This is a genomic window from Micromonospora inyonensis, assembly GCF_900091415.1.
Taxonomy (GTDB): Bacteria; Actinomycetota; Actinomycetes; order Mycobacteriales; family Micromonosporaceae; genus Micromonospora; species Micromonospora inyonensis.
The window spans coordinates 2066693-2087361 of sequence record NZ_FMHU01000002.1; the positions used below are offsets into that span (position 1 = coordinate 2066693).

The following is a 20669-nucleotide window of genomic DNA, read 5'->3' on the forward strand; positions in this document are numbered from 1 at the left end:
AGCAGGCGGCGGCGGGGCGCGGGCGCGTCTGTCACAGCCAGCCGTTGTCGTGGGCCAGACGGACCGCATCGGCGCGGCTGGCCGCCCCGAGCTTCTGCACGGCCGAGGCGAGGTAGTTGCGCACCGTACCGCTGGACAGGTGCGCGCGGCGGGCGATCACCGCGACCGGTGCGCCGTACTCGGCCAGCCGCAGCGTCTCCAGATCCCGTGGGGTCAGCGGGCAGGGCGGGATGCTCAATGCGTCGGCGGCCAGTGCGGGGTCGACGTACCGGCCGCCGGCGCGTACCCGTCGGATCACGTCGGCCAGCGCGCCGGCTGGCGAGCCCTTGGCCAGGAAACCACGCGCCCCGGTGGTGAGGGCACGGGGCAGGTGCGCGGGCCGACCACGGCCGGTGAGGATCACCACCGCGCAGTCGGGCAGCACCCGGGCCAGTTCGGCGGTGACGCCGAACCCGTCCAGGCCGGACATCTCCAGGTCGACCACGGCCACGTCGGGGCGGTGAGCCCGGGCGGCGGTCACTGCGGCCGGCCCGTCGGCGGCCTGCGCCCAGCTCGGCCAGGAGCCGGCGGCCAACGGCGCGACCAGCGGCACGCTGAGCACCGCCGCGCCGACGAAGGCGAGACGGCGACGGCGACGGGCCCGGTCGTCCAGCCAGGGGGTGACGGCGGCATGCACCGCCACGCCCTGCGTAACGGCGAAGAGGACGATGCCGACCGCTCCCCCGGCCACCCCGGAGCCCGTCGGTCTCGCGGAACATCCCGATCGCGGGCAGGAGCAGACCGGCCCACAGCCCGCCGGCCAACGACACCAGGGTGACCGTCCGTGCCGGCGCAGCCAGCGGTCCGGGTCGGGGGGAGTGGTCGGCACGGCCCCGATGCTAGGAGAACGACGGCCCGCCCGTCAGGCCCGGCACGCACCTGTACGCCGGGCGTTTCGCACGGCCCACCGGTGACACCGCGCGGATGGGTTCCGGGTCCGGTACGCCGCAGGCTCGACACATGAGCGAAACGACGACGGCAACGCCTCCCGTGGCCCGGACGACGACCGGGACGCCCCCCGTGGCCGAGCCGGTGGCGGGTCGACGCCGGCTGCTCCGGCCGGTACTGGAGATGCTCGCCGCCATGGTGGCGGGGATGCTGCTCCTCGACCCGCTCTGGGCGGGGGCCGCCGACCGCCTCGGCCGACCCGACCTGCTCGCCCGGCCGGACGTGGGCATGCTGGTCATGGCCCTCGACATGGCGATCGGGATGACGGTGTGGATGTGGCACCGGGGGCACCCGTGGTCCGGGGTGGGCGAGATGGTGGCCGCGATGGTGCTGCCGCTGACGCTGCTCGCCGTACCGTGGTGGGCCGGGCTGGTCGACGCGGACGTGCTGACCCTCGGCGCGCACCTGCTGATGGTGCCGGCGACCGTCGCCGTGGTGTGGCACCGCCGTGGCGAGCACGTTCACGCGGGCGCTCCGGCCCCGGCGGCGGGGCCCCTGCTCCGGCTGCTGCGGCGACGCTGGCCGACCCTGCTGGCCTTGCTGGTGACGGTCGACATGGTGTTCGCGCCGGTCGTGCCCAATCCGTGGTTCGTGCTGGTGCTGCCGGCGGGTTACCTGGTGATCGGCGCGTACCGGCGTCGGCTGGGTGACCGCCGGATGCTCGCCGTGCAGGTGGCCGGGATGCTCGCCTGGGTTGGCCTGGCGGCGGCCGCGGCGACCGCCGCCGAGCCGCTCGCCACCTGGCTGGTGGCGGCCGCTGGCTGGCCCACTCGGCGTGGGACGTCGTGCACCACCGCCTGAACCGGGTGGTGCCACGCGGGTACGCCGAGTGGTGCGCCGTCTTCGACACCGCCGTGGGGGTCACGGTCCTGCTGACTCTCTGAGCCGTCCGTCCCGACTGCCGATCGGGGGTGTCCGGACCCACGCGGTGATCCGGATGGCAGCGGGACGCCGTGGCCCCGTCGAAGGGGCCGGACGGTGCGGACGACGCCCGGTCGGGCGTCGTCCGCACCGGCGTACCCGGGTCCCCGGCGGACGGCGCCCTCGATGTGCCCGGTCGCCGCAACCTGACACCGGGGGTGATGGAAGGCTTGGCACATGAGTTCCGCACCTGTACTGCCCGAACCAACGTCCGCTCCGACCGGTCCGGGCGATTCCGATCCGGCGAGCGCCTTCTCCGACCTCGGGCTGCGGCCCGAACTGCTGGGCGCGCTGGCTTCCCTCGGCTACGAGGAGCCCACCCCGATCCAGCGGGAGGCGATCCCACCCCTGCTGGCCGGTCGTGACCTGCTGGGCCAGGCGGCGACCGGCACCGGCAAGACCGCCGCGTTCGCGCTGCCCCTGCTGAACCGGCTCCCGGCCGAGCGAACCTCGGGTGACCCGGTGGCGCTGGTGCTGACCCCGACCCGGGAGCTGGCCGTGCAGGTCTCCGAGGCGCTGCACCGCTACGGGCGGGAACTGGGGGTCCGGGTACTGCCGATCTACGGCGGGCAGCCGATCGGGCGGCAGTTGCGGGCCCTGGACACCGGGGTGGACGTGGTGGTGGCGACGCCCGGCCGGGCGCTGGACCACATCGCCCGGGGCACGCTGCGCCTGGGCGGGCTGGCCACGGTGGTGCTCGACGAGGCCGACGAGATGCTCGACATGGGTTTCGCCGAGGACATCGAGGCGATCCTGGAGCACGCGCCCGCGCAGCGGCAGACGGTGCTCTTCTCGGCCACGATGCCGGCGCGCATCGACGGGATGGCCCGGCAGCACCTCACCGACCCGGTCCGCATCCTCATCGCCCGGGAGCCCACCGTGGCCGGGGAGACGCCCCTGGTACGCCAGCGCGCGTTCATCGTGGCGCGGGCCCACAAGCCGGCGGCGCTGGGGCGTGTCCTCGACGTGGAGTCCCCCACCGCGGCGATCGTCTTCTGCCGTAGCCGGGAGGAGGTCGACCGCCTCACCGAGACGATGAACGGCCGGGGCTACCGGGCCGAGGCACTGCACGGCGGGATGAGCCAGGAGCAGCGGGACCGGGTGATGGGACGGCTGCGCGCCGGCACCGCCGACCTGCTGGTGGCCACCGACGTCGCGGCCCGGGGGCTGGACGTCGAGCAGCTCACCCACGTGGTCAACTACGACGTCCCGTCGGCACCCGAGTCGTACGTGCACCGGATCGGCCGGGTCGGCCGGGCGGGACGGGAAGGCGTGGCGATCACCCTCGCCGAGCCGCGTGAGCACCGGATGCTCAAGACCATCGAACGGGTGACCGGCCAGCGGATCGTCATCGACAAGATTCCCACGGTCGCCGACCTGCGTACCCGCCGGTTGGAGCTGACCCAGGCGGCGCTGCGGGAGAGCCTGCTGGAGGACGATCTGGAGCCGTTCCGGGTGATCGTGGAGTCGCTCAGCGACGAGTTCGACATGATGGAGGTCGCGCTCGCGGCGGTGAAACTCGCGCACGAGGCCGCCGGGCCGGGAGCCGACGACGAGGAGGAGATCCCGCAGGTCCCGGTCCGCGCTCCCCGCGAGGTCCGGCCGGGGTACGAGGGACGCGGCGAGCGCCGACCGGCCCGTCCCCGCACGGGCGGCACGACCCAGGTCTTCATCGGGCTGGGCCGGCGGGCCGGGGTCCGCCCGCAGGACCTGGTCGGGGCGATCACCGGGGAGACCCAGATCAGCGGACGGGACATCGGCTCGATCGAGATCGCCGACCGGTTCTCCCTGGTGGAGGTGCCGCAGTCGGTCGCCGACGAGGTGATCGCCGGGCTGCGTGGCAGCACCATCAAGGGGCGCAAGGCAACCGTGCGCCGCGACCGCGACAACCGCTGACCCCCGGGGTGGGGTGGTAGCAGGGGTCCCCTGCTACCACCCCACCCGCGTCAGGCGGCGGCGAGGGCGGGACCGGTGCGGGTGTCGGCGTCGGCGTCGGCGTCGGCGTCGGCAGGGCGCAACGCCACGGCGAGCACGTCCGCCACGTCGGCCAGGATGTGTACGGTCAGCGCCTCGCGGACCTCGTCCGGCAGGTCGTCGAGGTCCGGCGCGTTGCGGGCCGGGACGACCACCTCGGTCAGGCCGGCCCGGTGCGCGGCGAGCAGTTTCTGCTTCACCCCGCCGATGGGCAGTACCCGACCGGAGAGGGTCACCTCGCCGGTCATCCCGACCTCGGGACGAACCGGTCGGCCGCTGACCAGCGAGGCGAGCGCGGTGACCATGGTGATGCCCGCGCTCGGCCCGTCCTTCGGCACCGCGCCGGCCGGCACGTGCAGGTGGATCCGCCGTCCGGCGAGGGCGTTCGGGTCGAGGCCGAGCTGGCGGCCGTGCGAGCGCAGGTACGACAGCGCGATGTGCGCGGACTCCTTCATCACGTCGCCGAGCTGTCCGGTGAGGGTCAGCCCCGGTTCGCCGTCCATGCTGGTCGCCTCGACGAAGAGGACGTCACCCCCGGCTCCGGTGACCGCCAGGCCGGTGGCCACACCCGGGACGGCGGTCCGTTCCGCCGACTCGGGGGTGAACCGGGGCCGGCCGAGGTAACGGGCCAGGTCGTCGACGTCGACGTGGACCGGTCCCGCCTCGGTCGCCAGCGTCACGGCGACCTTGCGCAGGATCCTCGCCAGGGCCCGGTCGAGCTGCCGGACACCTGCCTCGCGCGTGTGCTCGGCGGCGATCCGGGCCAGAGCGGTGTCGGTGACGGTCACCTCGTCGGCGGTGAGTCCGGCCCGGTCCCGCTGCCGGGGCAGCAGGTGGTCCCGGGCGATGGCGACCTTCTCCTCCTCGGTGTAGCCGTCCAGGGTGACCAGCTCCATCCGGTCCAGCAGCGGGCCGGGGACGTTCTCGACCACGTTCGCGGTGGCCAGGAAGAGCACGTCGGACAGGTCGAGGTCGACTTCGAGGTAGTGGTCGCGGAAGGTGTGGTTCTGCGCCGGATCGAGCACCTCCAACAGGGCGGCGGCGGGATCGCCGGCGTAACCGGCGGCGAGCTTGTCGACCTCGTCGAGGAGCACCACCGGGTTCATCGAGCCGGCCTCGCGCAGGGCGCGGACGATCCGGCCGGGCAGCGCGCCGACGTAGGTGCGCCGGTGGCCACGGATCTCGGCCTCGTCGCGGACACCACCGAGGGAGACCCGGACGAACCGTCGCCCGAGGGCACGGGCCACCGACTCGCCGAGGCTGGTCTTGCCGACGCCGGGCGGGCCGGCGAGGGCGAGTACGGCGCCGGAGCCGCGTCCGCCGACCACGCCGAGGTTGCGCTCGGCGCGCCGGTTGCGCACCGCCAGGTACTCCAGGATGCGGTCCTTGACGTCGGCCAGGCCGGCGTGGTCGGCGTCGAGCACCGCACGGGCCGCCGCGAGGTCGGTGTCGTCCTCGGTACGGGTCGTCCACGGCATCTCCAGGACGGTGTCCAGCCAGGTGCGGATCCAGCCGGCCTCCGGGGATGCGTCGCTGGCCCGCTCCAGACGGCCGACCTCGCGCAGCGCCGCCTCGCGGACCTTCTCGGGCAGCTCGGCGGCCTCGACCCGGGCCCGGTAGTCGGCCGAGCCGTCCGGCTCGTCCTCGCCGAGTTCCTTGCGGATCGCGGCGAGCTGCTGGCGGAGCAGGAACTCCCGCTGGGACTTCTCCAACCCCTCGCGGACGTCGTTGTTGATCCGCTCGCTGACCTCCTGCTCGGCGAGGTGGTCGCGGACCCAGCCGACGAGCAGGTCGAGTCGGGCGGTGACATCCGGCGCGGCGAGCAGTTCGGTCTTCTGGGCCAGGGTCAGCCAGGAGACGTAGCCGGCGGAGTCGGCGAGCTCCGACAGGTCGGTCATCCGCTCGATCGCGTCGATGACCTGCCAGGCGCCGCGCTGCTGGAGCACCGAGGTCATCAGCGCCCGGTACTCGCGGGCGAGTTCCCGGGCCCGGCCGGCGGGAGCGGGTTCGGGCAGTTCGGTCGCCTCGACCCAGAGGGCGGCACCGGGTCCGGGGACGCCGGAGCCGATCCGGGCCCGGGTCAGGCCCCGGATGACGGCCGCCGGTTCCCCACTGGGCAGCCGACCGACCTTCTCGATGGTGGCGACCGCGCCGACCGGGCCGTACTCGCCGTCGATACGGGGCACGGCGAGCAGTTTCTGGTCGCCGGTGGCGCGGGCCGCGTCGACGGCGGCCTGGGTGGTCGGGTCGAGGGTCACCGGGATGACCATGCCCGGCAGCAGGACGGTGTCGGTCAGGGGCAGTACCGGAAGAGTTGCCATCGCACACCTGCCAAAGCGTTGACTTGAGCGTGCCTGACTCAAGTCGCGCCACGTCCGCCCTGTTCCACCGTGTGACCCACGCCACGACCGCCGGGGAACGGCGCGCCCCGGAACGAACCGTGCAGCGGACGACCGTCGGCGGCGCGTCCGGTGGGTTCGGCGACAGCCGGGCCCGACCGCCCGACTGGCAATTTCCATGTCAGGGCGAGTTTTCACCCGCTTGGTGTGCGCCATGGAATGCCGAGGGCCACGCATTGTTGCGGATTTGCGGTGCGATACGTCAAACTCTTAGCCACACCCCGCCACGCACAAGGAGTAATGGACGATGGCCAGGAAAGTAATCACAGTTCTCACCGACGACCTCGACGGCGGAAAGGCCGACCGGACGGTCGAGTTCGGGCTCGACGGTGTCATGTACACCATCGATGTGTCGGACGAAAACGCCGGGGTTCTGCGCAAGGCCTTGGACCCGTACATCACCGCTGGCCGTCGCATCGGTCGGGGCGTCGTGGAGAGCAACCGGGGAGTTCGGCGTCCGGGTCGTCCGGCAACGTCCGGAATGGATCGTGAGCAGAACCGGGCGATCCGCGAATGGGCGGTGAAGAACGGCTACGAGATTTCCGAGCGTGGCCGCATCCCGGTGTCGGTCGTCGAGGCGTACAAGAACCGCTGACCAACCATCGATTACCATCCGGAGCCCGGGCGTCACGCTGGGAAATCACCAGCGCCGGCCGGGCCACCCTTCCGCCCGCCCCCGAACCCGCGCCCCCGCTTTCCACGTGTGCTGACCAGGGCCGACCTGGCGCGGTCGCCGCCGCACCGGCGTCGGCGTCGGCGGTCGGCCACCGGCGGACGACGGGTCCGGACGGCGTCGTGGTCGGTGCGGTCGTGGGTCCACCGTGGCGGGATATCCGCGTCGACCACGGGATCCGCCAGGCGGCAAACGGCGGGAGCGCCGACCGGAAGGCACCGGCGACCGTGAGCGGCATTCCCGTTCCCGGGAAAGATGTCGATTACGGACGATGTCCTTTCCCGTCACCGCTCCGACCGGCCCGGGACGAGCCGATCCGGCTCATTCCCCACACGGCCCGGCGCCCGGGGATCGAGACCCCGCCGCGCCCGCCGGCGGCCGGCGACCGGAAAGGGATCAGTGATGCCGTCCGGTGGCGGAGGCCGCCGGTCCTGGGCTCAGACGCCCATCACCAGTCCCTCGATCGTGTGCTTCTGCCGGATCGGGGTCAGGGTCTCCACCACCGGGCAGGGCAGATGCTCGCGGACCAGCGGCGGCAGGCGTTCCCAGTAGCCCCGGGTGACGGCCATGTCGTGCCGGGCGGCGTTGCCCGCGCCGGGAGCGTCGACGCCGATCACCAGCACCGGTCGGGCGACCGTGGAGACGTTCGGGGTGCCACGGTGGATGGTCAGCGCCGACCGGGCCGAGACGTCGCCGCGCTTCGGGTACTTGCGCACCGCGCGTCGCTCGTACCGGGGATAGCGCTCCCGGGGCGGGAACATGCCGTGGTCGAAGTCGGCGTGGTCGTCCCACTGGGTGCCGGGGGCGATCTCGAACGGGCCCATCTCCTCCACCGTGTCGACGGTGGTGAGGTTGAAGGCGAGTGAGGTGAGCCGCCGTTGCCGCCGGGTCTCGTCGGGCATCGGGAAGTCCCGGTGCCAGGGCTGGTAGGCGGCCCCCGGGAACGGGGTGTCGGAGCCCAGCTCGACGATCTCGTAGCGCGGCCCGAGCACCGCCCGGCAGACCCCCACCACCCAGGGATGGGTGACCAGGTCGACGAAGCCGCGCAGCTGCTCGGGATGGATCTCCACGTACCAGCGCTGCGGGCCACGGCCGACCGCGCCGTCGGGGCGGGACCGGGCCTCGGCGAACGCCGTGTCGACGTCCTCGCGGACCTGGTCGACCCACTCAGCCGGGAACGCGCCCCGACAGGCGGTGATCCCGTCGCGGTAGAGGTCGCCGAGCGCCTCCACCGGTGTCTCGTCGACCTCCTCGGCGTCGCGCGCCGGGGCCGTGGACGTCGTACTCGCTTCGTGTCGCATACCGCCTCCTCGGGGTGCCACCGGGAGTATTACAACGTTGTAGAAGCGGTGCAACGGGCCACAGCCGGATCGGGCATCATCGAACCTGGCGAGTGGTCGGGATTCGGGAGGTACGCGCGTGCGGGTGGTGTCCCTGGTGCCGTCGCTCACCGAGGCGGTGGCGCTCACCCTGCCCGGGGTCCTGGTCGGCGCGACGGACTGGTGCACCCACCCCGCCGGTCTGGCGGTCACCCGGGTCGGCGGCAGCAAGTACCCCGACCTCGACCGGGTGCTCGCACTCCGTCCGGACGTCGTGCTGCTCAACGTCGAGGAGAACCGCCACGAGGACGCCGACGCGCTGGTCGCGGCCGGCGTGCCGGTACGGGTCACCTACCCGCGGACCGTACCGAAGGCTCTCACCGAGCTGGGCGACCTGCTCGCCGCCCTCGGCGCGCCCGGCGAACCGGCGTGGCTGGCCGCCCCCCGCCACGCCTGGGCGACGCCACCCGCCCCGGTCGGGATCCTCCGCGTGGTCGTGCCGGTCTGGCGCCGGCCCTGGGTGGTGCTGGGCGGTGACACCTTCGCCGGGGACGTGCTGCACCGGCTCGGCCTGCGCAACGTCTACGCCGACCATCCGGAACGCTACCCGCGGCCGGGTCTGGAGGAGCTGCGCGACCACCGGCCGGAGCTGGTGGTGCTGCCGGACGAGCCGTACCGGTTCACCGCCGAGGACGGCCCGGAGGCATTCCCGGGCGTGCCCTGCGCGCTGCTCTCCGGCCGGCACCTGACCTGGTACGGGCCGTCGCTGGCCGAGGCACCCGAGGTGCTCGCGGCCCAGCTCACCCGGCGGATGACGCACCCGGGGCGAACGGTCGACGGGGCCGGCACGGCCGGTCGGCCGAGCCGGCTTCGACCCGCCTGATCCGTCGGGCGAGCCGGTTCGTCGAGCCCGTTCCGGTCGACCGCCGCCCAGGTGTCCGGCGCGGGCGCGGCCGGACGACGGTCACGCCACCGGGGTGATCCCGGCCTCCTGCTCCAGGACGACGGTGTCGTCCTGCTCGTAGCCGAGCGTGCTGTTCACCCGGGTCACCCCGCTGACCTGCCCGGCGAGGCGGACCGCCAGGTCGGCGGAGCTGCGCCGGTCGACCCGACCGTCGAGGGTCACCTCGCCGTGCCGCACCCGGACGGTGACCAGCCCGTCCTGGACGGCGAGCACCCGGCGCAGCACCTCCTGCACCACGTCCTCGCGGATCTCCGCATCCTGGCGCAGGTGCACGCGCAGCAGGTCGGAACGGGTGACGATGCCGACGAGCCGGCCAAGGTCGTCCAGCACCGGCAGTCGCTTGACCTGTTCGCGATCCATCAGCCGGGCAGCGGCCGGCAGGGACGCCCGGCGGAACCCATCCACCACCGGAACCGCGCTGATCCCCCGCCGGATCAGCAGATCAACGATCTCCCGGTACGGGGTCTCTTCGCCGACCGCCGCGACCTCCGCGGTCATCACGTCGCTCACCTGCCACGTCCTCATTGCGACCTCCCTGTCGTCCGTGCCGACGCTACGGCGGCCGCCCGGGGGCGGGCAGAGGCGAAGGGACCGCAGGACACCGGGACCTCCGGCCCGCGGAGGTCCCGTGCGAAGAGGGCGAAGGTCCCGCCCGGCCAGGGACCGGTCGCCCCTGCTCCCGACACCCCGGCCGGAGTGGAATGGAGATGCCACCGGGAAGCGGTGCGAGGCACGAGGAAGGACGTGGACACCATGGCCGCGACGATCGAACGGGACACCGCCCGCACCACCACTCCGGTGACGCCGACCCGAACCCACCAGGACGGGACGCCGACGCCGGGGACCGCCCGGACCAGGGCCGCGCGGTACGTCTTCGCCGGGATCCGGATCGCGCTGGGCTGGACCTTCCTCTGGGCCTTCCTGGACAAGACCTTCGGTCTCGGCTTCGCCACCGAGGCGAAGAACGCCTGGATCGACGGTGGCAGCCCGACCAAGGGCTTCCTGGCCTTCGGCGCCGAGGGACCGTTCCAGGGCCTCTACCACGACATCGCCGGTGCGGTCTGGGCCGACTGGCTGTTCATGGCGGGCCTGCTCGGCCTCGGCGTGGCCCTGCTGCTCGGCATCGGGATGCGGATCGCGGCAGTCGCCGGCGGCCTGCTCTACGTGATGATGTGGACCGTCGTCCTGCCTCCCGAGAACAACCCCTTCATGGACGATCACCTGATCAACGCGGCCCTGCTCGCCGGTCTCGCGCTGGTCGCCGCCGGGTGACACCCTCGGCCTCGGCCGGGCCTGGGCGAAGCTCCCCCTCGTCCAGCGGTTCCCCTGGCTGCGCTGACCGCAGACCGGCACCACGGCGGACGTCACCACCCGGTGACGTCCGCCGCGTCGTGTCCCACCGTCCTGCCGGATATCGGCTGCTGACGATCCGGCAGGATCGACCGGGACAGTGATCCCGCGAGGCAGGAGAGCCAGGATGAACAAGCCCGAGGTAGGCCCGATCGAGGGTGCCCCGCCCGCCGATCTCGTCATCGAGGACATCACGGTGGGCGAGGGCCCCGAGGCGGAGCCCGGGCAGCTGGTCAGCGTGCACTACGTCGGGGTGGCGCACTCCACCGGTCGCGAGTTCGACGCGTCCTGGAACCGTGGCGAGACCTTCGACTTCGGGCTCGGCGCCGGCCAGGTCATCGCCGGCTGGGACCGGGGCGTGGTGGGGATGCGGGTGGGCGGCCGGCGCCGGCTCACCATCCCGCCGCACCTGGGCTACGGCAACCGGGGTGCCGGCGGCGTCATCAAGCCGGGCGAGACGCTGGTCTTCGTGGTCGACCTGCTCGGCGTCCGCTGACCTGGGGGTCGGGGCCGTCGGCACGCCGGTGGCCCCGACCGTCCGCAGGGTCGGGGTGGGCCGCCGGTCAGACCGCCGCGAGGGGTCGGTACGACAGGGCCGGGTACGTCCGGCCCACCGGTGTCGGGTCCGCCGGTCGCCGGTCGACCGGCGTCCGGGAGCGGGACACGTCGGTGGCCGCCCAGGACCGCCGTCCCGGACCCGGGACGGAGGGCACGGCGTCGGCCGGGGTCGGGACGTCGGCACGCCGGCCTTCCCGCGACGCGTCCACGGCCTCCGCCGGTGGTCGCCCGGCCGGCAGCGTGAGTCGCGGCGTGGCCTCGGCCACCGGGATGACCCGGTGCAGGCCGGCACCGCGCAGTACCCGCAGGATCATCGGGTGCGGATCGACCAGCACCAGTTCCCCGCCCCGGGCCCGGACGCCCAGGTGGGCGGCGACCAGGGTGCGGATCGCGGGGGCCGAGAAGACCGGCACGGCGGAGAGGTCGAGCCGCAGCACCGGCCGGGGTGGCTGGGCCCAGAGGACCGACCGGAACTGGGCCACCGTGGCGATGTCGATCTCGCCGGCCACCCGCACGTCGACCGCCCGCTCACCGATGCTGACCTCGACCTCGAGCCGGTCACTGCGCTGCCTCATGACCCCGAATCTATGCGGTGGGACCGACACTTTCCTCCTGCCGCGGGCCGATCCCCGGGTACGCCCCGGGTCGGGTCCGGGGAAACCCCTCACCCTCCCGGAGGAGGAGGCCCGACCGCCGGCCGGACCGCCGCGACGTCAGCCTCCGAGGGTGTAGTCGAAGGTGAAGCCGTGTTCACCGTCGGCCAGCAGGATCTCCATGGTGCCCGTCAGCCCGGTCAGCTCCCCGGTGCCGGTGTCCGGGACCACCTGGATGGTCAGCGAGCCCCTGCCCCGGTCCATCACACCGCAGTGCTGGAGGACGAAGCTGCCCGGTCGGCCGTGCAGCGTGCCCACCACGCGTTCGAGGCCGACGTACCCGCCCGAGCCAGGCCGGGCCGACTCGGCCTTGAGCAGGTGGGCGACGCTGGAAGCCTGGAGGTCGCCCTGGAACTCCTTGGTCACGACGACCCGGGCCAGCCGGCCGCCCGCGCGGTCGTCGTAGGGCGGTTGTTCGTCCCAGATCAGGTCGACGGCACCGACGGCACGGACACTCATGACGGGCTCCCTCCGGGTGGTACCGGATGAGATCATCATGCCGCACCGGAGGCGTCACCGCAGGTCCGCCACCCGGTCGGCCCTGCGGCGGAAGCCCGGTGCGGGCCGGCATCGCCGGCCCGCACCGGGCCGCCGGACCGGATCAGCCGCCGCTGCCGGTCGGGGTCGGCGCGGGCGTCGCGCCGGCCGCCGGTGCCACCGGGCTGCCGGTCGGTGCCGGCACGGGCCGCAGGTTTCCCGGCACGGGCAGGGCGCTGCCCTTCACGAACTCCTCCCAGCTGACGTTCCAGGCGGTCCAGCCGTTGCCCGGCTGGAGCCGCACCTCGGTGCCCTTGACGGTGATCAGGTCCCCCACCTGCGTGATCCCCATCAACCAGTCGGCGGCGCGGGCGGAGACGTTGGCGCAGCCGTGCGAAACGTTGGTGTAGCCCTGGTCCCCCTCCGACCACGGGGCGGAGTGGATGAACTCGCCGCCCCAGGTGTAGCGCTGGGCGTCGTCCACGTCGACCACGTACCCGCCGTCCGGCTCGCCCCGGGTGTCGAAGGTGGTCCGCTCGTGCTTCTCCATGATCACCATGCGGCCACTGGAGCTGGGCGTACTCGGCTTGCCGAGGCTGACCGGGATCCTGCGCAGCAACCGCCCGTCCTGGAACACCGACATCTGCTTCGTGGCGTTGTCGATCTCCAGGGACACCTGGCGGCCGATCCGGGAGGTGGCCCGCCGGTCGGCGTCCCCCACGCGGTCGCGCCCGATCGGCAGGCCCTCCAACGCGGCGCGGACGCTGATGCTGGTGCCGGGTCGCCAGAAGTCCGGTGCCCGGTAGTAGACCTGGCTGCCGTCCTCCAGCCACGACCAGGCTCCCGGCTGTGGCGGGTCGGTCGTGACGAACAGTCGACGCTGGACCTCGTCCCTGGCCGCTTCCGGAATCGGCGGGTCGAATGCCACGGTTACCGGCATGGCGGTTCCGTACGTCCGGTTGCCGGCGAAGTAGAGCGTGCTGGTAATTGTCGGGGCGTTCGATTTCGCGGCAGTGGTGAAGGTCGTGGTGCGCGTGACGGTCTGGCCGGTGTCACCGGTCGCGGTCACCTCGGCGGTGTACGTCCGGCGGTGTGCCAGGGGCTCGGCCGGCACCCAGGCCGACCCGTCCTCGCGGGGCTCGGCGCGGACCTGCGTCCCCCGGTCGTCCCGGATCCGCACGTCCCTGACCTTGCCACCGCGGACCGCGACACCGACCTCGGCGCTGATCGGCACGTCCCGGGCCTGGTCGGCGGGCGTCACCGTCAGGTCCAACGGCGCCCTGGCCACCGCCTCCTTCTTCGCTGGTGCCCGGTCCGCCGTGCACCCGCCGAGTGCCAGCGCGGTCGCCGTCAAGGTCGCCGCAGGCAACGTGAGCCGCCGCCTCCACTCCATGATGCTCCCCCCGTCACCGTTTCCCTCTGGCACATTGTCACCATCTCGACTCACCCACTGGCGCAATTTCCACAGAATCGTCCGCGCAATTTTTCACCGTCATTGGGCGTGATTTACCGAATGGGGCGAACGGGTTGGTCGGCCCGCCGAGTGCCCGGCGCGCGAGGAACGTCCCGTCCGTCCCGCCGATGGTCGGCTGGCGGTTCGCCGCACCCACGCCCCGCCGGCACGGACCGACTCCGGCGGGTTCGCCGCACCCGCGCCACGGCGCGAACCGACTCGGGCGGGGAGCGGGTGGACGGAGCCGCCCGGTCGGCCCGGACGCGGTGCCGGGCCGACCGGGCGGCTGTGGGGTGGTCAGACGTTGGCGATCAGCAGGGCGGGCTGTTCGACGCAGTCGGCGACGTGCCGTAGGAAACCGCCGGCCACGCCCCCGTCGCAGACCCGGTGGTCGAAGGTCAGGCTGAGCTGGGTGACCTTGCGGACCGCGAGCTGCCCGTCGACCACCCAGGGCTTGTCCACGATCCGGCCGATCCCGAGCAGCGCCGCCTCCGGGTGGTTGATGATCGGGGTGGAGCCGTCCACGCCGAACACCCCGTAGTTGTTCAGGGTGAAGGTGCCACCGGTGAGCCGGGCCGGTGGGAGGGTTCCGGCGCGGGCCGCCGCCGTGGTCTCGGCGAGTGCGGCGCCGAGTTCGGCGGTGGTGAGCCGCTGGGCGTCGCGCAGCACCGGGACGACCAGCCCCCAGTCGGTCTGCGCGGCGATCCCCAAATGCACCCCGGCGGACTGGACGATCCGCTGCGCCTCGCCGTCGACCCGGGCGTTGAGCTGCGGGAAGCGACGCAGCCCGGACAGGCAGATCCGGGCCATCAGGGCGAGGATGCTGACCGGCTGGTCCGGGCTGGCGGCGTTGATGGCGGCCCGGGTGGCCAGCAGACCGGTGGCGTCCACGTCGACCCAGATGGTCACCTCGGGGATCTCCCGCCGGCTGCGGGAGAGCTTGTCGGCGATGACCTTGCGGACCCCGGTCAGCGGGATGACCAGGTCCTCGACGCCGGTGGCCGGACCCGGGTCGGGCACGGCGGTGACCGTGGTCGGGGACCCGGTGCCGGCGGCCGGTCCGGTGGCGGCGAGCGCGGCCTCCACGTCCGCCCGGCGGACCACCCCGCCGGGGCCGGTGCCGTGCAGGGCGGTGGCGTCGATGCCGTGCTCCCGGGCCAGCCGCCGGACGATCGGCGAGATGACCGGGGACCCACCGCGGGTGCTGGGGTCACCCCCACCGGGCACCGCCGGGGTGGTGGCGACCGGGGCCGCCGCCGGTACCGGTGCCGGCCGGGTCGGTTCCGGGGCCACGGTCAGCCGGGAGCGGCGACGCCGCCGGCCCGGACCGTGCCCGGTGCCGTACCCGATCAGCACGTTGCCCGACCCGGCGCGTTCCTCCTCCCGGTAGGTCGCGTGCCCGGCCGGCTCGGTGGGGGCGGCGTCCAGCGGCGCCACGGTGACCAGGGGCTGGCCGACCGGGCGGACCTCCCCCGCCGCCCCGTGCAGGGCGACCACCCGACCGGCGTACGGGCAGGGCACGTCCACGACCGCCTTGGCGGTCTCCACCTCGACCACGACCTGGTCCACGGTCACCTCGTCGCCGACGGCGACCCGCCACTGCACGATCTCCGCCTCGGTGAGCCCCTCCCCCAGGTCGGGCAGGAGGAACACCCGGGTGCTGTCCACCGTGGTCATGCCGCGCTGCCTTCCAGTCGGGGCAGCCAGCGGGCGTCCGGCTGGTCGTCCCACTGCAACCGGGCCACGGTGTCGAGCACCCGGTCCACCGACGGCAGGTGGGTGTGCTCCAGCATCGGCGCCGGGTACGGGATGTCCAGCCCGGTGACCCGCAGCACCGGCGCGTGCAGGGCGTGGAAGCAGCGTTCCTGCACCCGGGCGGCGATCTCCGCGCCCACCCCGGCGAAGCCCTGCGCCTCCTGGACCACCACGCAGCGGCCGGTGCGCCGCACCGAGGCGGTGACCGTCTCGTCGTCGAACGGGACGATGCTGCGGCAGTCGACCACCTCGAGGTCCCAGCCCTCCTCACGGGCGGCCTCGGCGGCCTCCAGGGCGACCGGAACCGACGGGCCGTACGCGACCAGGGTGGCGTCGCGGCCCGGCCGGCGGACCACCGCCCGACCGATCGGCGGGGTGGTCGCCGGCAGCGCCGCCTCGGCGCTGGAGAAGTAGAGCTTCTTCGGCTCCAGGAAGACCACCGGGTCGGGGTCGTCGATCGCCGCGCGCAGCAGCGCGTACGCGTCCTCCACGGTGGCCGGCGTGACCACCTTCAGCCCGGGGGTGTGCGCGTAGTACGCCTCGCTGGAGTCGCAGTGGTGCTCCACTCCCCCGATGCCCCCGGCGTACGGCACCCGGATGACCATGGGCACGCTCAGCGCGCCGCGGGTGCGGTTGCGGATCTTCGCCACGTGCGAGGCGATCTGCTCGAACGCCGGGTACGCGAACGCGTCGAACTGCATCTCCACCACCGGCCGCAGGCCGGACATGGCCAGGCCGACCGCGAAGCCGACGATGCCGGCCTCGGCCAGCGGGGTGTCGAAACAGCGCTTGTCACCGAAGCGGGCCAGCAGCCCGTCGGTGATCCGGAAGACCCCGCCCAACTGGCCGACGTCCTCGCCGAAGACGAGCACCCGGTCGTCGTCGGCCATCGCGTCGGCGAGCGCGGCGTTGAGCGCCTTCGCCATCGTGGTGGCGGCCATCAGTTCTCCCCCCGCCGGTCGGCGTCGGCGGCCAGCTCGGCACAAACCTGCTCACGCTGCTCCCGTAGCTGTGGCGTGGGCTCGGCGTAGACGTGGTCGAAGAGGCTGAGCGGGTCGACGCCGGGCCTGTCGTGCATCCGCGTGCGCAGGTCCGCGGCGTACGCCTCGGCCTCGGCGGCCACCGCGGCGACCGCCTGGTCGTCGAGCACCCCGCGGGCGCGCAGGTACGCCTCCAGGCGCACGATCGGATCCCGGTCACGCCACACCTCGATTTCGGCGCCGTCCCGGTAGCGGGTGGCGTCGTCGGCGTTGGTGTGCGGCTCCATCCGGTAGGTGTGCGCCTCGACCAGGTAGGGGCCGTTGCCGGCGCGGGCGTGCGCGACCGCGCGGGTCAGCACGGCGAGCACGGCGACCGGGTCGTTGCCGTCGACCTGCTCGGCCGGGACGCCGTACCCGACGCCCTTGTAGGACAGCGACGGGGCGGCCGTCTGCCGGGACAGCGGGACGCTGATCGCGTACTTGTTGTTCTGGACGAAGAAGACCACCGGGGCCTTGAAGACGGCGGCGAAGTTGACCCCCTCGTGGAAGTCACCCTCACTGGTCGCGCCGTCGCCGATGAAGGCCAGCGCGACGGTGTCCCGCCCCTGGTGCGCCTCGCCGTAGGCCAGACCGGCGGCGTGCACGCACTGGGTGGCCAGCGGGGTGCACTGGGGTGCGGTGTGCCGGACGGCGGGGTCGTACCCGCAGTGCCAGTCACCGCGCAGCAGGGTGAGCACCTCGACCGGGTCGATGCCCCGCGAGACCAGGGCCGTCGACTCGCGGTAGGTGGGGAAGACCCAGTCGGTGTCCCGCAGGGCGAGCACCGCCCCCACCTGGCAGGCCTCCTGCCCCCGGGAGGAGGGATACACGGCGAGCTTGCCCTGCTTGGTCAGGGCGGTGGACTGGGCGTCGAACCGGCGGCCGACGACCATCCGCCGGTACATCTCCCGCAGCTGGTCGACGGCGGGTTCGGCGAGGGTGGTGGGCAGTGGCGTACCGCTGGGGTCGAGCATGCGGACCGGCTCCGCGCTGGGCAGCAGCTCGCGCGCCGGGTCGGGCGGGGTGGCCGCGCGACGGGAGGGCGACGGTGCCCGGCGGACCGCCCGAGATGTGGTCGTCACGGCGGAACCTCCTGGACGTGTGGTGGCCCTATGCTCGACCGTGCGGATGGTTGACTCAAGATCAACGGAAAAGCCGAGACGTTTGGCCGCCAGGAGGCCCGATCATGAGCCAGAATGACCGACCGGACGCGGAGTTGCCCGCCGACGCGGGACGAACGGCCCGACCGTTGGACGAGGTGGACCGCCAGATCGTCGCTGAGCTGGTGCGCGACGGCCGGATGTCGATCCGGACGCTCGCCGAACGGGCGCACGTGTCGCGGACCAACGCGTACGCGCGGGTCGAGCGGCTGCTGCGCGACGGGGTGATCACCGGGTTCGCCGCGCAGGTCGCCCCGGAGCAGGCCGGGCTGGGGACCTCGGCGTACGTCGCGTTGACGATCGAGCAGAACACCTGGCGGGAGGTGTCGGCGCAGCTGGCCCGGGTGCGCTACATCGCGCACGCGGCCCTGCTCGGGGGCGACCACGACGTGCTGGCGCTGGTCCGCGCGCCGGACAACGCGACGCTGCGGGACGTGGTGCTGGGCCAGGTGCAGAGCATCCCGGGGGTGAAGTCCACCCGTACCTGGCTGGTCTTCGAGGAGTTCGACGGCACGCACAGCCCGTGGGCCTGAACCGTGTCGCACCCGGTCCCTATCCTGGCCGGATGGAGCTGGAGTTCAGCGGCGAGGTGCGGTACTGGCGGGGCCCGACGCCCTACCACTTCGTCGGAGTGCCGGCGCCGGAGAGCGCCGCGCTGAAGGCCGCCTCGGCGGCGGTGACCTACGGCTGGGGGATGATCCCGGTGACCGCGCGGGTCGGCGACACCCGGTGGACGACCTCGCTGTTCCCCAAGGACGGCGGCTACCTCGTGCCACTGCGGGACGCGGTTCGCCGCGCGGAGGGGATCGAGCCGGGCGAGGTGGTGACCGTGCACCTGACCGTCGGCGGCTGATCCGGCGCACGCGACGGCACGGGCAGTCCCGGCCCGCGCCGTCGCGTACGGTGCTATCCCTTTTCCTTCTGCATCCGCTCCATGAGCATCTGCTTGCCCTGCTCCCCCGCCTTGCGGTTGTTCTCCTGGATCCCGCGGAACCAGGAGGCGAGTTCCTTGTCGCCCCGCTCCTCGGCGTCGGCGATGTAGTTCTCCATCCGCCAGATGTGCTCGAGCGAGAGCTGGAGCGTGTGGATCAGGTCGTAGTTCTTGTCCTTGACCGGGCTCATCGGCTCCCTGATCATGGTCGCCACGGTGCACCTCCCCTGGTTGGCCGCAAACGGTCGGCCCGCGCTTACCCGCCGGCCGGCCGTTCACGCGTGCGCCGCGCGGACCGCCACCGGATCCGGCCCGGTTACCGCGGCGGATCGCCGGGTAGGGAGGCGCGCATGGCGGAACTGCAACGGCTCTGGATCATCAGGCACGGGGAGAGCACCGGGAACGTCGCGGCGGCCCGGGCCGAGGCGGCCGGGACCGACCTGGTCGACATCACCGAACGGGACGCGGACGTGCCGCTGTCGGCCACCGGGCGGGAGCAGGCCGAGGCCACCGGGCGCTGGCTGGCCGCGCTGCCCGACGACGAGCGCCCCGACGTCGTGGTGGTCTCGCCGTACCGACGGGCCGCGCAGACCGCCGAGCTGGCCCTGGCCGGGCTGGACGTGCCGGTGCACCGGGACGAACGGCTGCGCGACCGGGAACTGGGCGTACTCGACCTGCTCACCTCGCACGGGGTGGCCAGCCGATTTCCCGAGGAGGCGGAGCGGCGGGCCCGGCTGGGCAAGTTCTACTACCGTCCGCCCGGCGGCGAGTCCTGGGCCGACGTGGCACTGCGGCTGCGCGCGCTCCTCGGCGACCTGCGCCGCGACCACGCCGACAGACGGGTGGCCCTCTTCGGCCACGAGGCGCTGGTCTTCCTGCTCCGCTACCTGCTGGAACCGATCTCCGAGCCGGAGCTGGTCGAGCTGACCCGCCGGCACCGGCTGGGCAACTGCTCGGTCACCGGATGGCGGCGCGGCCCGGACGGCGGGCTCGACCTGACCGTCTTCAACGACGTCACTCACCTGCGGGAACAGGGCACCGAACCGACCCGGGAGGAGGGCGTCGATGCCGAACCGGTCTGAGCCGAAGGTGATCACGCCAGGGCTGCTGCGGAACTGGGCGCTGCCCGTGCCGACCGGCGGGAAGGAGACCCGGGGCACGGTCCTGGTGGTCGGCGGGTCCCGGGTGACCCCCGGGGCGGTGCTGCTGGCCGGGGTGGCCGCGCTGCGGGCCGGGGCCGGGGTGCTGCAACTGGCCGCCGCCGAGTCGACCGCGGCGGCCCTGAGCATCCAGGTGCCGGAGGCACTGGTGGTGGGACTGCCGGAAACCCGCGACGGCGCGGTCGCCGGAGCGCGCGCGCAGCGGCTGGACGAACTGGTCGCCGAGGCCGACGTGGTCGCCGTCGGGCCCGGACTGCACGACATCGACGAGACCCAGGCGGTACTGCACCGGGTGCTGGACGCGGCGGGACCCCGGACGGCCCTGGTGCTCGACGCGTACGCCCTCGGTGCCCTCAGTCACGAACCGGAGCTGCTCACCGGGGCGGACCGGACCGCGGTGCTCACCCCGAACCTCACCGAGGCCTGCCACCTGCTCGGCCGCGACCCCGGCGACGACCTCGACGCCGAGGCCGCCGAGCTGGCCGGGCGCTACCGGGCGGTGGTGTCGCTGTACGGGCACATCGCCAGTCCGGACGGCCGGCGGTGGCGGGAGGAGAGCGGCGACGCCGGGTTGGGCACCTCCGGCAGCGGTGACGTCCGGGCGGGGCTGCTGGCCGGGCTGCTGTCCCGGGGCGCGGGTCCGGAACAGGCCGCCTGCTGGGCGGCGTTCGCGCACGCGGTCAGCGGGCAGCGGCTGATCCCCCGGTACGGCCGGATCGGCTTCCTGGCCCGGGAGCTGCTCGACGAGATCCCGCAGGTGCTGGCAACCGTCTGAGGACCGGTCACCGTCTGACGGGTCGCGCCTGACCGAACGGATGTGTGTAACGCCACATCTGCCTCCCTACTCTGGTCAGTCGAGAGTGGGCATTCCGCCCGCCCCCGCCGGACGCGTTCGCACGCGGAGCGCGACCGGCGG

The 20669-nt window shown here is 73.5% G+C and carries 20 protein-coding genes and 1 pseudogene; 10 read left to right on the forward strand and 11 right to left on the reverse strand.

Features of this window, described 5'->3' with window-relative positions; genetic code table 11:
• Nucleotides 1–31 precede the first annotated feature (31 nt).
• The gene (locus GA0074694_RS23665) at nt 32–730 is read right to left on the reverse strand and encodes a response regulator transcription factor (RefSeq protein WP_245714871.1); all 699 of its coding nucleotides are present in this window, start codon (nt 728–730) and stop codon (nt 32–34) included.
• Between the two features lie 269 nt (nt 731–999).
• Between GA0074694_RS23665 and GA0074694_RS31950 the strand changes: the two genes are divergently transcribed.
• Together GA0074694_RS31950 and GA0074694_RS23675 are read left to right on the forward strand one after the other, a co-directional pair.
• Nucleotides 1000–1788 carry a hypothetical protein gene (locus GA0074694_RS31950; protein ID WP_176738092.1) on the forward strand — a complete coding sequence of 263 codons (789 nt, stop codon included), beginning with the start codon at nt 1000–1002 and terminating at the stop codon, nt 1786–1788.
• Nucleotides 1789–2085: 297 nt separating this feature from the next.
• Nucleotides 2086–3804 carry a DEAD/DEAH box helicase gene (locus GA0074694_RS23675; RefSeq protein ID WP_091461978.1) on the forward strand — a complete coding sequence of 573 codons (1719 nt, stop codon included), beginning with the start codon at nt 2086–2088 and terminating at the stop codon, nt 3802–3804.
• Nucleotides 3805–3854: 50 nt separating this feature from the next.
• Here GA0074694_RS23675 and lon read toward each other — a convergent pair whose 3' ends face one another.
• The gene (gene lon / locus GA0074694_RS23680; protein ID WP_091461982.1) at nt 3855–6203 is read right to left on the reverse strand and encodes an endopeptidase La; all 2349 of its coding nucleotides are present in this window, start codon (nt 6201–6203) and stop codon (nt 3855–3857) included.
• 325 nt (nt 6204–6528) lie between these two features.
• Here lon and GA0074694_RS23685 point away from each other — a divergent pair, with 325 nt between their 5' ends.
• A complete protein-coding gene (locus GA0074694_RS23685; RefSeq protein WP_091461984.1) occupies nt 6529–6876 on the forward strand; it encodes a histone-like nucleoid-structuring protein Lsr2 in 348 nt (115 codons plus the stop codon).
• Between the two features lie 515 nt (nt 6877–7391).
• Here GA0074694_RS23685 and GA0074694_RS23690 read toward each other — a convergent pair.
• Nucleotides 7392–8255, reverse strand: a complete 864-nt coding sequence (locus GA0074694_RS23690; RefSeq protein ID WP_091461986.1) for a phytanoyl-CoA dioxygenase family protein — start codon at nt 8253–8255, stop codon at nt 7392–7394.
• Between the two features lie 118 nt (nt 8256–8373).
• Here GA0074694_RS23690 and GA0074694_RS23695 point away from each other — a divergent pair, with 118 nt between their 5' ends.
• Nucleotides 8374–9156 carry a helical backbone metal receptor gene (locus GA0074694_RS23695; RefSeq protein WP_091461989.1) on the forward strand — a complete coding sequence of 261 codons (783 nt, stop codon included), beginning with the start codon at nt 8374–8376 and terminating at the stop codon, nt 9154–9156.
• 81 nt (nt 9157–9237) lie between these two features.
• On the opposite strand, the gene GA0074694_RS23700 is transcribed toward GA0074694_RS23695, so the two are convergent.
• Entirely contained in the window at nt 9238–9762 is a 525-nt protein-coding gene (locus GA0074694_RS23700) for a CBS domain-containing protein (protein ID WP_091461993.1), read from the reverse strand.
• A gap of 219 nt (nt 9763–9981) precedes the next feature.
• Between GA0074694_RS23700 and GA0074694_RS23705 the strand changes: the two are divergent.
• Together GA0074694_RS23705 and GA0074694_RS23710 are read left to right on the forward strand one after the other, a co-directional pair.
• Nucleotides 9982–10576 (forward strand): annotated as a pseudogene (locus tag GA0074694_RS23705) (hypothetical protein).
• Nucleotides 10577–10714: 138 nt separating this feature from the next.
• Nucleotides 10715–11083, forward strand: coding sequence for an FKBP-type peptidyl-prolyl cis-trans isomerase (locus GA0074694_RS23710; RefSeq protein WP_091461995.1), 369 nt, complete (start codon nt 10715–10717; stop codon nt 11081–11083).
• 67 nt (nt 11084–11150) lie between these two features.
• On the opposite strand, the gene GA0074694_RS34335 is transcribed toward GA0074694_RS23710, so the two are convergent.
• The 6 genes from GA0074694_RS34335 to pdhA all read right to left on the reverse strand — a co-directional run bounded on the left by GA0074694_RS34335 (nt 11151) and on the right by pdhA (nt 17584).
• Nucleotides 11151–11720 carry an anti-sigma factor antagonist gene (locus GA0074694_RS34335; protein ID WP_091461999.1) on the reverse strand — a complete coding sequence of 190 codons (570 nt, stop codon included), beginning with the start codon at nt 11718–11720 and terminating at the stop codon, nt 11151–11153.
• A 138-nt stretch (nt 11721–11858) separates the two neighbouring features.
• Nucleotides 11859–12257 (reverse strand): DUF3224 domain-containing protein, encoded by a 399-nt coding sequence (locus tag GA0074694_RS23720; protein ID WP_091462001.1) that lies wholly within the window; start codon nt 12255–12257, stop codon nt 11859–11861.
• Between the two features lie 142 nt (nt 12258–12399).
• Nucleotides 12400–13668: a L,D-transpeptidase gene (locus tag GA0074694_RS23725; RefSeq protein ID WP_091462004.1), complete on the reverse strand. Its 1269-nt coding sequence runs from the start codon at nt 13666–13668 to the stop codon at nt 12400–12402.
• Nucleotides 13669–14025: 357 nt separating this feature from the next.
• Nucleotides 14026–15405 carry a dihydrolipoamide acetyltransferase family protein gene (locus GA0074694_RS23730; RefSeq protein WP_091462008.1) on the reverse strand — a complete coding sequence of 460 codons (1380 nt, stop codon included), beginning with the start codon at nt 15403–15405 and terminating at the stop codon, nt 14026–14028.
• Nucleotides 15402–16424, reverse strand: a complete 1023-nt coding sequence (locus GA0074694_RS23735) for an alpha-ketoacid dehydrogenase subunit beta (protein ID WP_091462011.1) — start codon at nt 16422–16424, stop codon at nt 15402–15404. The genes GA0074694_RS23730 and GA0074694_RS23735 overlap by 4 nt, the downstream gene beginning before the upstream one ends.
• Nucleotides 16424–17584 (reverse strand): pyruvate dehydrogenase (acetyl-transferring) E1 component subunit alpha, encoded by a 1161-nt coding sequence (pdhA, locus tag GA0074694_RS23740; RefSeq protein WP_091462014.1) that lies wholly within the window; start codon nt 17582–17584, stop codon nt 16424–16426. The genes GA0074694_RS23735 and pdhA overlap by 1 nt, the downstream gene beginning before the upstream one ends.
• Nucleotides 17585–17688: 104 nt before the next feature.
• Here pdhA and GA0074694_RS23745 point away from each other — a divergent pair, with 104 nt between their 5' ends.
• Together GA0074694_RS23745 and GA0074694_RS23750 are read left to right on the forward strand one after the other, a co-directional pair.
• Nucleotides 17689–18195 (forward strand): Lrp/AsnC family transcriptional regulator, encoded by a 507-nt coding sequence (locus tag GA0074694_RS23745; protein ID WP_091462016.1) that lies wholly within the window; start codon nt 17689–17691, stop codon nt 18193–18195.
• Nucleotides 18196–18227: 32 nt separating this feature from the next.
• Nucleotides 18228–18515, forward strand: coding sequence for a DUF1905 domain-containing protein (locus GA0074694_RS23750; RefSeq protein WP_091463801.1), 288 nt, complete (start codon nt 18228–18230; stop codon nt 18513–18515).
• 53 nt (nt 18516–18568) lie between these two features.
• Here the strand turns inward: GA0074694_RS23750 and GA0074694_RS23755 are convergent, their stop codons facing one another.
• Nucleotides 18569–18799: a hypothetical protein gene (locus GA0074694_RS23755; protein ID WP_091463805.1), complete on the reverse strand. Its 231-nt coding sequence runs from the start codon at nt 18797–18799 to the stop codon at nt 18569–18571.
• A gap of 144 nt (nt 18800–18943) precedes the next feature.
• On the opposite strand from GA0074694_RS23755, the gene GA0074694_RS23760 reads away from it, so the two are divergent.
• Complete coding sequence (locus GA0074694_RS23760) at nt 18944–19675, forward strand: histidine phosphatase family protein (RefSeq protein WP_091462019.1); 732 nt, start codon at nt 18944–18946, stop codon at nt 19673–19675.
• The gene (locus GA0074694_RS23765; RefSeq protein ID WP_091462023.1) at nt 19659–20528 is read left to right on the forward strand and encodes an NAD(P)H-hydrate dehydratase; all 870 of its coding nucleotides are present in this window, start codon (nt 19659–19661) and stop codon (nt 20526–20528) included. The genes GA0074694_RS23760 and GA0074694_RS23765 overlap by 17 nt, the downstream gene beginning before the upstream one ends.
• Nucleotides 20529–20669: the final 141 nt, after the last annotated feature.